General features: G+C 41.0%; 10 protein-coding genes and 2 pseudogenes. 11 read left to right on the top strand and 1 reads right to left on the bottom strand.

Annotated features, from left to right (window positions below; translation table 11 throughout):
* A pseudogene (locus B3Q46_RS11610) lies at nt 1-361 on the bottom strand (hypothetical protein); the annotation flags it as partial.
* A 153-nt stretch (nt 362-514) separates the two neighbouring features.
* Between B3Q46_RS11610 and B3Q46_RS11605 the strand changes: the two are divergent.
* From B3Q46_RS11605 to B3Q46_RS11555, 11 genes and pseudogenes are all read left to right on the top strand, one after another.
* Nucleotides 515-1,424: pseudogene (locus B3Q46_RS11605) on the top strand (thiamine pyrophosphate-dependent dehydrogenase E1 component subunit alpha).
* Nucleotides 1,425-1,439: 15 nt separating this feature from the next.
* Nucleotides 1,440-2,459, top strand: coding sequence for an alpha-ketoacid dehydrogenase subunit beta (locus B3Q46_RS11600; protein ID WP_048881927.1), 1,020 nt, complete (start codon nt 1,440-1,442; stop codon nt 2,457-2,459).
* A 1-nt stretch (nt 2,460) separates the two neighbouring features.
* Entirely contained in the window at nt 2,461-3,996 is a 1,536-nt protein-coding gene (locus tag B3Q46_RS11595; protein WP_286715844.1) for a 2-oxo acid dehydrogenase subunit E2, read from the top strand.
* A gap of 11 nt (nt 3,997-4,007) precedes the next feature.
* On the top strand, nt 4,008-5,408 hold the full coding sequence (gene lpdA / locus B3Q46_RS11590) for a dihydrolipoyl dehydrogenase (RefSeq protein ID WP_286715841.1): 1,401 nt from the start codon (nt 4,008-4,010) through the stop codon (nt 5,406-5,408).
* Between the two features lie 11 nt (nt 5,409-5,419).
* Complete coding sequence (locus tag B3Q46_RS11585; RefSeq protein ID WP_286715838.1) at nt 5,420-6,205, top strand: acetoin reductase; 786 nt, start codon at nt 5,420-5,422, stop codon at nt 6,203-6,205.
* 21 nt (nt 6,206-6,226) lie between these two features.
* Complete coding sequence (locus B3Q46_RS11580) at nt 6,227-7,285, top strand: 2,3-butanediol dehydrogenase (RefSeq protein WP_286715835.1); 1,059 nt, start codon at nt 6,227-6,229, stop codon at nt 7,283-7,285.
* 675 nt (nt 7,286-7,960) lie between these two features.
* A complete protein-coding gene (locus B3Q46_RS11575) occupies nt 7,961-8,641 on the top strand; it encodes a GntR family transcriptional regulator (RefSeq protein ID WP_004812178.1) in 681 nt (226 codons plus the stop codon).
* 248 nt (nt 8,642-8,889) lie between these two features.
* On the top strand, nt 8,890-10,944 hold the full coding sequence (locus B3Q46_RS11570; RefSeq protein WP_286715858.1) for a TonB-dependent receptor: 2,055 nt from the start codon (nt 8,890-8,892) through the stop codon (nt 10,942-10,944).
* Nucleotides 10,945-10,970: 26 nt separating this feature from the next.
* A complete protein-coding gene (locus B3Q46_RS11565) occupies nt 10,971-11,966 on the top strand; it encodes an ABC transporter substrate-binding protein (protein ID WP_414631443.1) in 996 nt (331 codons plus the stop codon).
* Nucleotides 11,967-11,971: 5 nt separating this feature from the next.
* On the top strand, nt 11,972-12,982 hold the full coding sequence (locus B3Q46_RS11560) for a FecCD family ABC transporter permease (RefSeq protein ID WP_104427083.1): 1,011 nt from the start codon (nt 11,972-11,974) through the stop codon (nt 12,980-12,982).
* Nucleotides 12,979-13,743, top strand: a complete 765-nt coding sequence (locus B3Q46_RS11555) for an ABC transporter ATP-binding protein (protein ID WP_004812169.1) — start codon at nt 12,979-12,981, stop codon at nt 13,741-13,743. The genes B3Q46_RS11560 and B3Q46_RS11555 overlap by 4 nt, the downstream gene beginning before the upstream one ends.
* The last annotated feature ends 99 nt before the right edge of the window (nt 13,744-13,842 follow it).

The following is a 13,842-nucleotide window of genomic DNA, read 5'->3' as shown; positions in this document are numbered from 1 at the left end:
CTTTCGCAAGAGATCTAATGATTTGGACTTCCTCAGGTTGACTAATTTTAGTCCGGATCCATTCTGGCTTTTTCGGTATCGTTTCCGTTGGAACAACTTTAATTGGAATACGCGCCATTTTTTTAGCGCCACGTAGCTTCTTTCCAGTTAATACTGGGTTATTTAAATCCATTTCAAACACTCCGTCGTTTAAAATAATTAATATTGAGCCTGATATTAAATAAGCTGCTTTAAATGCGTTAATAATATTAAAACAGGGCAAAAAACTTATCATATAAAACAAAGGTTGGTTAAAGGTTTGTTTTTGTATATAGCTGAATAATATTAAAAAATTTACAAATTTTTTAATATTATAAACCACTGTTTTTAATGTTTATCTTATGTTTTTATGCATTATATTTTTTTAGTCTAATATGAAATTAAATAAAAATATTCTTATATAAATATACGATTTAAAAATCCAGTTATTCAATTTGGGATTTTCTTTTAAGCGTAGTTAATAAGGAATAAATATATGCAATTAACGGAAGAGCAATTGCTAGCAGCATACAAAAGAATGCGCGACATTCGTGAATTTGAGGATCGACTTCACGATGAAAACAATACAGGTGATATCCCAGGTTTCATCCATTAAGGACTTCATTACCTCAACACATCGTGGTCACGGACATTGTATTGCAAAGGGCTGTGACATTCACGCCATGATGCTAGAAATTTTTGGCAAAGATGATGGTTTGTGTCGTGGTAAAGGTGGCTCAATGCACATTGCGGACTTAGATAAAGGCATGCTCGGTGCAAACGGTATTGTGGGTGGTGGTCCACCTTTGGCTATTGGGGCAGCTTTAAGTGCTAAAACACTCAAAAATGGTGGGATTGGTCTATCTTTTACCGGTGATGGCGGTTCAAATCAGGGCTTAACTTTTGAAGCCATTAATATGGCTGTTGTGTTAAAGCTTCCTGTCATTTTTGTTTTTGAAAATAACGGTTTTGGTGAAGGTACTGCACATGATTATGCCGTAGGCAGTAAAGATATTGCAGGCCGAGCAGCAGGTTTTGGCTTACCCGCTGAAAAAGTAGATGGAACAGATTTTTTTGCTGTGTATGAAGTTGCACAAAAGGCTATTGAACGTGCCCGCCGTGGTGAAGGTCCGAGTGTGATTGAAACGGTAACCAACCGATTTTATGGACATTTTGAAGGTGATCCAGGGCTTATCCGTTCTAAAGAAGAACTGGATTATGTCAAAGAACATAAGGATCCATTGAAAATATTCCGCGAAAAAGTCAAAGACAAAATTGACGAAGCCAAGCTCGATGCGATTGACGCTCAGTCTAAAGCCAATGTAGACGATGCTGTTGCAAAAGCACGCGCAGCTAAGTACCCAGAAGCCTCTCAGTTACTTACTGATGTTTACGTCTCTTACTAAAGGAATAGTAGAACAATGCCAAATAAAAGTTATCGAAACGCAATTAAAGAAGCAATTGAATTAGAAATGCGCCGAGACCCAAGTGTCATTGTGGTCGGTGAAGATGTTCGTGGTGGGCATGGTGGCAAAAATACCGATGACAATAAACTGGAAGGTTTTGGCGGTGTACTTGGTGTAACCAAAGGCTTATGGACTGAATTTGGTTCTGAACGAGTAATTGATACTCCAATTACAGAATCAGCGATTATTGGTATGGCGGCAGGTGCTGCTGCAACGGGTTTAAGACCTGTGGCAGATTTAATGTTTATGGATTTTTACGGCGTGTGTTATGACATGCTGTATAACCAAGCAGCTAAATTTCGCTACATGTTTGGCGGCAAAGCCAAAGCGCCACTCGTTGTACGTGGCATGATTGGTGCAGGTTTTTCCGCAGCAGCGCAGCATTCTCAGTCACCATATAACGTGTTTGCCTCAGTGCCTGGTTTAAAAGTGGTGGTACCTTCAAGTGCCTATGATGTAAAAGGGTTATTGATTCAAGCCATTCGAGATGACGACCCAGTAGTCTTTTGTGAACACAAGTTGTTGTACGACATTAAGGGCGAAGTGCCAGATGAGTCCTACACTATTCCTTTTGGTGTCGCAAATTACACCCGTGAAGGCACAGATATCACCATTATTGCCTTAAGTTTGATGGTGCATCGTGCCAATGAAGTCGCTGATAAGCTCGCAAAAGAAGGCATTTCGGTTGAAGTGGTTGACCCTAGAACCATTTCACCATTAGACGAAGATGGCATTTTAGAGTCAGTAGCTTCAACAGGTCGTGTGGTGATTGTAGATGAATCAGCAGCACGTTGTGGTTTCGGACATGATGTGGCTGCGCTTATTGCCCAGAAAGGCTTTCATTATCTTAAAGCACCAATCGAATTAGTCACTCCACCACACTCACCCGTACCATTTTCACCAGTACTAGAAAAAGAATGGTTACCTAGTGTAGAACGCATCGAACAGGCTGTACGCAAGACGTTGGAGGCTTAGGATGAGCGAAATTAAAACTTTAGAAATCCCAAAATGGGGTTTGTCCATGGAAGAGGGTACGATTGCCCAATGGCTGATTCAGGAAGGTACCCAATTTAGTAAAGGACAGGAAATTTGTGAAATTGAAACCACAAAAATCGTCAATGTATTGGAAGCACCTTTTGATGGCCTGCTACGAAAAATTATTGCTAACGATGGTGACACACTGGTCGTAGGTGGAATCATTGCAATCTGTGCAGACGCTCAAGTTTCTGATGCAGAAGTTGAAGCATTTGCACAGTCTTTAGGTGGAACACCTGCTGTAACTGAAAATAAAGCGGTAGCAGCGGTTCCTGAAAAAGTCGATGTGGCTCAAGTTGAAACCAAAGTACAAGCTGCTCCTAAACAGAACAGTGTTGGTAATGGATCAAAAGCGGTGACTCAGGGCGGATATTCTATTCCTGATGAGTTACAAGGCTACCAACAAAGCGATGATATTTTTGCAACGCCACATGCCTTGAAATTGGCTGAAAAGCATAATGTAAACTTGGCTCAGATTACAGGTTCTGGACGTGAAGGCCGTATCAGTGTTCAAGATATTCAGGCCGCAGTTCAAGCTGCTGGTGGTTCTTGGCCAGATGTACGTCATCAAGCCAGCACGAAAGCCGCGAAATCTAAAGCAGATGATAGTGATGTTCTAGCAACACCTGTTGCTCGCCGTTTGGCAAAACAATGGGGTATTAATTTGCATGATTGTCGTGCATCGGGTTCACGTGGACGAGTCTGTAAGGAAGATGTTGAAGCTGTATATCAACGTGAAAACCCTGTACAAGCTCAACATACTGAGTACGCGCATCCAACAGAGTCAGCAAAATTCACCACCGTAGCTATGAATGGTATGCGTAAAGCAATCGCTGCACGGCTACAAGCGGCAAAACGCAATGCACCACATTTTCGCTTAACGATAGACTTAAATGTTGAGTCGGTTCAGGCTTTGCGTCAGCAAATTAACAGTACTGTACCGCAAGTCAAACTGTCCATTAACGATATGCTGATTAAAGCTGCTGCTGCTGCACTGATTAAAGTTCCACAAGTTAATGTTCAGTTTGATGAAGAGAATCAGCAGATTTTACAGTTTGAACAAGCTGATATTTCGGTTGCTGTGGCCATCGAAAATGGACTGATCACACCAATCATTAAAGCAGCGAACCGTAAATCTTTGGCGCAAATTTCCAATGATATGCGTGATCTGGCAACACGTGCCAAAACTGGAAAATTAGCACCTGATGAGTTTCAAGGCGGTAGTTTCAGTATTTCCAATTTGGGAATGCTGGGTATTCAACAATTTGATGCCATTATTAACCCACCTCAAGGTGCAATTCTGGCCTTAGGTATAGCAGAGAAACGTGCTGTCGTTGAAAATGATGAGATTGTTGTTCGTGAAATGGTGACCGCAACATTGTCTTGTGATCATCGTGTCATTGATGGTGCGTTGGGTGCTCAATTCTTATCGGCATTTAAGCAGTTTGTCGAAAATCCTGCATTAATTTTGGTGTAGGAGGAATAGTCATGTCAGATACACAATTTGATCTTGTGGTTATTGGTGCTGGTCCTGGAGGATATGTCGCTGCGATTCGCGCAGCGCAACTGGGATTAAAAACGGCAATCGTTGAAAAACAACACTTAGGTGGAGTATGTCTTAATTGGGGATGTATTCCAACCAAGGCATTATTGAGCGGGGCTGTGCTTGCGCAGCAGTTCAAACATGCAGGGCAGTTTGGCTTTACGCTTAACGCGATTGGTTTTGATATTCAAAAACTGGTCCATCATAGCAGACAGGTTTCTGAGCAACTGGTGCAAGGTATCGGTCAATTATTGAAAAAAAATCAAATCACTGTTTTTAACGCAGCAGCCCAGTTTATTGCCAAAGAGCAATTAGAGCTTACAGATGCGAATGGTCAAAAACAGCAGATTTCTGCACCGCATATTATTGTCGCAACAGGTGCACGTGCGGCCAATTTGCCTCATATTCCTGTAGATGGCCATCAGGTCTGGAGTTATAAAGAGGCTTTAGTTCCAGAACAATTACCAAAATCTTTACTGGTCATTGGTTCGGGTGCTATAGGCAGTGAGTTTGCAAGCCTATACCAAGACTTAGGCTGCCAAGTCACCTTGGTTGATATTGCAAAGCAGATTCTTCCTAGCGAAGACATTGAAGTTGCGAAGTATGTACAAAAGCAATTTGAACAGCAGGGTATGCAGGTTTTAACTGAAGCAACGGTAAAAAAAATAGAAACTGATCAGGCTCAAGTACATTGTCATATTGAAACTGCCACAGGTGTACAAATCATTACTGTTGAAAAGGTGCTTTCAGCTATTGGCGTGAAACCGAATGCGGAAAATCTTGGCCTAGACGATTTGGGTGTTGAATTTGAAAATGGTTTTATCAAAGTTGACTCATGGTGTAAAACCAATGTCGTGGGCATTTATGCAATTGGTGATGTCGCAGGCGCACCGTGTTTGGCACACAAAGCCAGTCATGAAGCCATTCTTTGTGTGGAGAAAATTGCAGGCCTAAGTCATGTACATGCTTTAGATCGTACACAAATTCCGGGCTGTATCTTTACCCATCCGCAAGTGGCCAGTATTGGTTTGACAGAACAGAAAGCGAAAGCTGCGGGCTTGAATATCAATGTGGGTAAGTTTCCCTTACAAGCCAATGGTAAAGCATTAGCTTTGGGCAATAGCGCAGGATTTGTTAAAACCATTTTTAGTCAGGAAACGGGTGAATTGTTGGGTGCTCACATGGTTGGACATGAAGTCACCGAACACATTCAAGGTTTTGCTATAGCAAAATACCTAGAAGCTACGGATGAAAGCTTAGCACAGGTCATTTTCCCTCATCCTACTTTATCTGAGGCGATGCATGAGTCGGTATTGTCGGCAATGCAACGTGCAATTCATATTTAAGGAATCGCAACATGCCTAGAGGTTTAAACAATAAAGTTGCATTAATTACGGGTGCAGCACAAGGAATTGGACGTGGTATTGCCTTACGTTTGGCACAAGAAGGTGTTCATATTGCATTGGTCGATCTTCATCAAGAAAAGTTAAATACTGTTCAACAAGAGATCGAAGCCTTTGGCGTAAAAGCCACCACATTTATTGCAGATATTTCAGATCCAATACAAGTCAGTCATGCAATTGATCATGCAGAATCGACACTTAATGGCTTTGATATCATGATCAATAATGCAGGGATTGCACAAGTTAAAGCGTTGGCAGAAGTAACGCCGAGTGAATTTAACCAAATCATGAACATCAATGTCGGTGGTGTACTTTGGGGGATTCAAGCCGCAGCAAATAAATTTAAACAACGCCAACAGGCTGGAAAAATTATTAATGCCTGCTCAATCGCAGGTCATGAGGGTTTTGCTCTCCTCGGTGTTTATTCAGCAACTAAATTTGCAGTTCGTGCATTGACACAAGCTGCAGCTAAAGAATATGCCAGTGCTGACATTACTGTAAATAGTTATTGTCCGGGTGTTGTTGGTACAGATATGTGGGTCGAAATAGATCAGCGTTTCTCTGAAATTACAGGCGCACCAGTTGGTCAAACGTATAAAAAATATGTAGATGGTATTGCTTTAGGACGTGCTGAAACACCAGATGACGTGGCTGCATTAGTTGCATTTTTAGCCAGCGAGGATGCAAACTACATTACAGGGCAGTCTATTTTGACAGATGGTGGAATGGTGTACCGTTAATATCAACATAAGGAATACATAATGAAAGCAGCTCGTTTTTATGACCGAGGGGATATTCGGATTGAAGATATTCCTGAACCGAAAGTAGTTCCAGGCACAGTTGGAATTCAAGTTGCATGGTGCGGTATTTGCGGTACAGATTTACATGAATTCATGGAAGGCCCTATTTTTATTCCACCTTGTGGTCATCCACATCCAATTTCAGGAGAATCTGCACCTGTAACAATGGGACATGAATTTTCAGGCGTAGTTTATGCAGTTGGTGAGGGAGTAGATGATATTCAAATTGGGCAACATGTCGTAGTTGAACCCTACATTATTGCGGATGATGTACCGACTGGGCCGAATGATAAATATCATTTATCAGAAAATATGAACTTTATTGGTTTAGGCGGACGCGGCGGCGGTCTTTCTGAAAAAATTGCGGTTCAGCGCCGTTGGGTACATCCTATCTCAAATGATATTCCCTTAGACCAAGCAGCATTGATAGAACCTTTGTCCGTTGGTCATCATGCCTATGTACGAAGTGGTGCAAAAGCTGGTGATATCGCACTGGTTGGTGGAGCAGGCCCAATAGGTTTACTCTTATCAGCCATTTTAAAGGCTAAAGGTCTCACGGTGATCATCACTGAACTGAGTGCAAAACGTAAAGAAAAAGCGATAGAAGCGGGCGTTGCAGATTATGTACTAGACCCATCACAAGTTGATGTAGTTGCCGAAGTAATGAAAATTACGGAAGACCACGGTGTTGATGTCGCTTTTGAATGTAGTAGTGTTAATAAAGTCATGGATACACTGGTGACGGCGATAAAACCAACAGGGGTAGTCGTCATTGTTTCTATTTGGAGCCATCCTGCCACAATTAATGTGCATAGTGTGGTCATGAAAGAGCTCGATATTCGTGGCACGATTGCTTATGTCAATGACCATCAGGAAACCATCCGTTTAGTCGAGCAAGGTAAGATTAATCTGGAACCTTTTATTACCCAACGTATTGCATTAGATGATCTTGTTTCTAAAGGCTTTGAAACATTGATTCATAATAATGAGTCTGCTGTAAAAATTATTGTTCATCCGTAGTAACGCCTAATTTCAAAGACAAATTTGAATAAGCTAGAGATAAACTCTATGTAGCTATTTTTAATATTTATAGCGATAGGAAATGAGTCTGTATTTACAAACTCATTCTCATAATAGTGATTGGAAAACTCTATTTTTTAAGAAGAAATTGACAACACATAATGTATAATTTAATTTATATCAATATTAATGAATTTAATACCGAAATTCGTCTACTTAACTTATGTTTACCTAAAGTCTAGTTCATCAATTAAATAGTTAATATTTCATTAATGACCAATGAATTACAAGATAATTTATTTGAATGTAAAAAACTTGATTCATGAACTTGTGAATTTTGACCATTTTAGAATACATATAGCTAAACGATTCCTATTGGTAGATAAACTCAATGCTAGAAATTTTATAGTCAAGCCCAATAGATTTATGCACCTTGCGCAGTAGTACTACTCATGTCTTAAATAAGTTTACAGAATTAGGCCGACCTCACACCCAAGTTGTCACTTAAATTTAAGTAATTTACGAAAATTCTATTTTAAGTCTTTATGCAACAAAGCCGGTTTATTTACGAATAGGAAATGTCTACAGAATCTATTTTATTTATGCAACTTCACTAAAATACTCTTTATACCCTTATAATTTCTGTATTAAAAAGATATACGAAGAGAATCACGGATGGCGACAACGATCGCAAAATCAGGCTCCACAAACTTAGCCAATATCATTTACCAACAAATCAAAGACGATATTTTTAGTTTTCAACTTAAACCAGGACAACGCTTCACTGAAACGGATATTGCTGAAAAATATCAAGTGAGTCGCACACCTATTCGTCAAGTCCTCTATCGTTTAGAGCAAGAAGGTTATGTGAATGTGCATTTTCGCAGTGGTTGGGAAATTAAACCCTTAGACTTTAATTTCTATCAAGAGTTGTTTGATTTACGCATGATCTTGGAAAAAGAGGCAGTCAAACGCTTATGTATGCTGGATCATGAACAGTCGTTAGAACTACAAAAGCTCAAACAACTCTGGTTGGTCGAACCAAGAGCCTATAATCAGAACATTAAAGAATTGGTATTACAAAGTGAAGATTTTCACTGTGCTTTAGTGCGGGCTGCAGGGAACAACCAAATTGCGAAGATCCATCACGAGATCAGCGAGAAGATTCGAATTGTACTGAGTTTGGGTGCCATGCGTGAATTTGATATTCAACATGCCTATGAAGATCACGGGGCAATTTTACGACGTATTCTAAATCGTGATGCTGAGGGTGCAATTCATCTCGCTGAACATCATGTGCTGCATAGTATCGAAGATGTAAAAAATATTACCTTGCATATGATTTCTAATCTTTAATTAAAACTTATAAATAGATGAATTTGAATGCCAATTCCCAAAGTTGGCATTTTTTTTGCCTGTAATACCACCATCTTGTATACAAGAGTGTATTCAACTCTAAGCTGATGCTTATTTGAATATATATGCTTATATTTGGTGCACAAATCAAATGAATAATGCACCAAAAGTATTCTAATTTTATTTATGCATTTTTTTTGTGCATAAAGCCGAGGGTGATTGTAGTGAGTTTGCGTTTAGTTGTATTGATGAGTGGTGTTGGCGTGAGTACGTTAGTGATGGCTGATGAGGTGAATCGTTTAGATACCATCACCGTGACTGCAACGGGCACAACCGAATCAGAATCCTCATCCAAATCAATCACTAAATTTCAGCATGAATTATTGGATATCCCATTTAATAAAACACATTTAGCTGAAGACATTTTAAAACAGCAGGATATTCAACGGATTGATCAAGCATTGAATTTGGTCAGTGGGGTATCGAACAATAATAGCTATGGCGGTGGTTTTTGGGATAATTATTCATTCCGTGGTTTTGAAGGTAATCCAAATACAGGCGTGGAATATATCCGCAATGGCCTAAGTGTGAACCGTGGCATATCTGCACCACGTGATATGGTCAATATTGCATCTTTGGATTTTTTAAAGGGGCCAAATGCGGCTCTCTATGGAAGGGGTGAAATTGGCGGTGCATTAAACGTCACCACAAAAAAACCAAGCTGGCAAAGTGCAACAGCACTTAATCTACGTGCTTCAAGTCAAGAAGAATATCGCATTAGTGCTGAACATACTGCACCGATTACTGAACAAGTGGCGTATCGCTTAGGAATTGCCGTAGAGGATAATCAATCCTTCCGTGATCATGTTAGCTCAGAACGGTTATTTGTTGCACCACAACTCACTTGGAAAATCTCACCAGACACACAACTTGATCTGGATACTGAATTTAGTCAGCATCTTGGCACCTTTGATCGTGGGCTGACTGCGGTCAATAATCAAATCACCATGGACAAGCACACCTTCACCGGTGAACCGCATGATGGTGATATGCGTGTCAAAGACAATTTATATCAACTGCGTTTAGCACATCGCTTCAATGATACTTGGAAAATGAATGGTGCACTCAGTTATAAAGATGCACAAATGGTCGGTTTTTCCACTGAACCACGTAAGATTCAAGCCGATTTACGCACTTTAGAACGCCAACGTCGCTATCGTGACTATCAGACCGAAGATGTGATGGCGCAGGTCGAGGCTTTAGGACAGTTCGAAACGCAAGCTTTGGTACATGAGTTGGTCCTTGGTCTTGAAGCGGGTCGTTTTCACTTTATGCAACAGCAGTACCGTCTGAATCATTCTGCGAGCAACCCGAATTGGATCGATATTTATCGTCCAGTCTATGGGCAGTTTAGTCCTGATATGCCACTGCATACCAACAGTGATGAGAACCAGCGTTATGTTGCGGTAAATGTTCAAGACCAAATGTTCTTCAATGATCAATGGAATCTACTCATGGGATTACGTTGGGATCGTGTTGAGCAAGATTTTCAGAATCACATGAAAGGCTTAGAGGATCAAACCACGCATGCGCAATTGAGCCCACGCATCGGGATTAACTACCGTCCAAGTGCAACATGGTCTCTCTATGCCAATTATGGTGAAGCCTTTTCCATGAACAATGGCATGAGTCGAACTTTAGAAACCTTTGAACCTGAAACAGCCAAAAGCTATGAAGTGGGTGCCAAATGGCAATGGTCAGATAACGATGCTTTGAGCTTGGCGTGGTTTGATATGCGTAAAAACAATGTGTTGATGACCGATGCTATCGATCCTAACTATGAGGCGGCGGTAGGTGAAATTTCAAGCCGTGGGATTGAATTCGATCTGAGCGTTCAATTGCATGATCAACTTAAGCTTTCTGCTAATTACGCATGGGTCAATGCTGAGGTAAATAAGGATGAGCTGATTTCGAGTGGTGCGCCTCTGACTAATGTACCAGAACATTCTGCCAATCTAAATGTAGCGTATGACCCTTGGCAAAATGCAGGCCTGATGGCGAATCTCAGTTATGTCGGCTCACGCAGTGGCGACAGTCCAAGCAATGTCATGAATGGTTTCCGTTTACCAGCCTATCAGGTGGTGGATGTTGGCGCTTATTACCAAGCCAATCCACAACTGCGTTATCAGTTGAATATTCACAACCTATTTAATGAACACTATTACCGTTCGAGTTACAGCCATTTATGGGTGCAGACGGGTGAGCCAATCAAGGCATCAATGTCTGTGCAATGGGCATTCTAATGCGCAGCCATATCTTTATTTTGGGGATGGTGACAAGTGTATTGATGGGTTGTCAGTCTCCAAAACCACCACAAGATAATGTTGTATCCGCCTCAGCCAATCAACGTTGCGTTGTAGACAGTTCAGCGACAAAGGTCTGTGTTGATCAACCTGCACAGCGTATTGTTTCGCTATTTGAGTCGGGCTTAGATGGTTTATATATGTTGGGACAAGGGCCGAAAGTGGTCGGTATTCCTGCAGAAATTTATCTTCAACCTTTGTTGTTTGATGCCTATTCCAAAATGGATGCCCGCATTGCCCAGAAACAACTTGCGACACCCTCACAAGGCTCTAATGCCACCAATATTGAAAGCTTAATGGCACTGAAGCCTGACTTGGTAGTCTTGGTCAGTGGGCAAACCCAAACCATTGAATTATTGAGGCAGTTTGGCATTGCGGTGTATGTAATGGAATCGGGAACATTTAAACAAGTTAAAGAAGAACTTGCTGAAATTGCCGTACTGACCGGTGCAGAACAACGGTCGCAGGAGATTTTACAGTTTGCCGATAACATTGTGGCAGAAGTGGCTGAGAAAACCTCAAGACAGCCTGAGCGACAATCGATTTACTATGCTTGGTCAGGGGGGCGGGTTTATTCCACTTCGGGGCGTAAATCCATCACCAATGATTTTATTGAATTGGCAGGGGCATACAACATTGTTGAAACTGAGACCAATCAACCGAATGTGAATCCAGAAACGCTGATTGAATGGAATCCGGACAATATTGTGCTGTGGAATACTAATCCAGAACTGATTTATCAGCGTGAAGAATTAAAAGGTTTAAACGCAGTCAAACAACAAAAGGTTTTTAATTTAACGCCTGCATTTATTTATAACCCACATACCATCAAAATTATTGTGACCGCTATTCATCTTAATCACAGTATTTATCCAGAACAATCGGACTTACCTGTAGATACATTGAAACTGAGAGTATTAAGCAAGCTGTATGGCGCAAGTTTGGCAAAGGAGCTGATGTAATGACACTGCAATCCTTAAAATATACCTGGTTTTATCCAGTGCCATTGCTCCTGATTTTTTTATCGCTCTTAATTGGACCGAGCCAAAGTCTAAATGCATGGGATTATGTGCTGTGGTGTGTGCAATTTTTATTTGGTACACCTTATTACGATGCGGAACAATTTCTATTGATGCAAAACATTCTAGTCAATGTCCGTATGCCACGTATTTTACTGACCTTTATGGTCGGTGCAGCCTTAGCCACTGCGGGGAATGGTTTACAAGCTTTATTTAGAAATCCATTAGTCGATTCGTATGTTTTAGGGATTTCCTCAGGTGCAGCTTTTGGTGCCGCCTTAGCACTGACTTTAAGTTGGCTTTCGCCGAATTTATCCGCATTTATTTTTGGTGTCTGTGCTGTGGCATTGACCTACTTATTTGCCCAACAAAAACATGAAAGCCAAACTTCGCTGGTGATGGTGATTTTATCAGGGATGATCGTATCGGGTCTATTTTTGGCAGGTTTAACCATTATTCAGTACCTCAGTGATCCATTTAAACTGCAAGCCATTGTGCAATGGACCATGGGTAATCTACATCAAGCCTCGTGGCAAAAAGTGCAATATGCAATCATTCCGATTTGTATCGCTTTAGCTGGTTTATACGCCATGCGCTGGCGTTTAAACCTAATGGCTTTGGGTGCAGAAGAGGCACAGGCAGTGGGGGTGAATCCACGTTGGGAACAACTGTGTTTGATTGTGTTTGTGACCTTATGTACCTCAACTTCTGTAGCGGCCGCAGGCATTATTAGTCTGTATGGCCTGTTTATGCCGCATATCGTGCGGATGTTAGTTGGCCCTGATCATCGTTATAGCATTCCGGCCAATATGCTGTTGGGCGGTAGTTTCTTACTGTTGATTGATAACTTTTCACGGGTACTGTTGACCTTTGAAATTCCAATTGGAATTTTCACCATGCTATTGGGAGCACCATTTTTCCTATTATTAATGAAAACACAACGGACGGCTTGGGCATGATTCGCATTGAACAATTGAACTATGCCTATGGGCATAAACAGGTGTTAAAAAATATTGACTTAGCATTTCCCAAAAACCAGTTTTCAGTGATTTTAGGACGCAATGGCTGTGGTAAATCGACACTGTTTAAATTAATGGCAGGTTTAGAGCCAATCGAGCAGGGGTGTGTTTGTTATGCCGGTCGATCACTTGCAAGCTTTAAAGGTAAAGAACGTGCAGCCTTACTCGGGTTTTTACCACAATTTCATAAAACCGTATTTCCATTTTTGGTGAAAGATGTAGTGATCACGGGTCGGGCAGCCTTTAGTCGTTTTCGACCGAGTGCTGAAGATTGGGCACGCGTTGATCAAGCCTTAATTGATTTGGATATTGAGCACTTGAAAGAGCGTCCATATACCGAACTGTCAGGTGGTGAACGGCAATTAGTGATGATTGCGCGGATTTTGGTGCAAGCACCACAAGTGATTTTATTGGATGAACCGACCAATCATTTAGATGTCTATTATCAAAGCTATTTGATGAAAAAATTACGCCAATTGTCACGACAGAATTTCACTGTGATTGCGATTATGCATGATCCGAATTTGGCATTTTTATTTGCCGATGAATTGTTCTTTATGCGAGAGCATCAAGTGATTCGACCGGATAACAAAGCACGAATCACTGATCCCAAATTTTTAAAAAGTGTCTACGATGTGGAATTCCATGAAGCCATGATCAAAGACAAAACCATAGTTATTCCGGATCATTCTTGGCTATGAACATGAATTTAGATTATCAATTGTTGCAACCACAAGATCATCAACAGGCGATTGAGTTTGCGCTGTACAGCCGTCAACTGTAAGCGTCCGCTGAACACA

This window comes from Acinetobacter sp. UBA2581 (assembly GCF_002339435.1).
Classification (GTDB): domain Bacteria; phylum Pseudomonadota; class Gammaproteobacteria; order Pseudomonadales; family Moraxellaceae; genus Acinetobacter; species Acinetobacter variabilis.
Note: the sequence above shows the minus strand (reverse complement) of the source record. Positions and strands in the feature narration are given on the sequence as shown.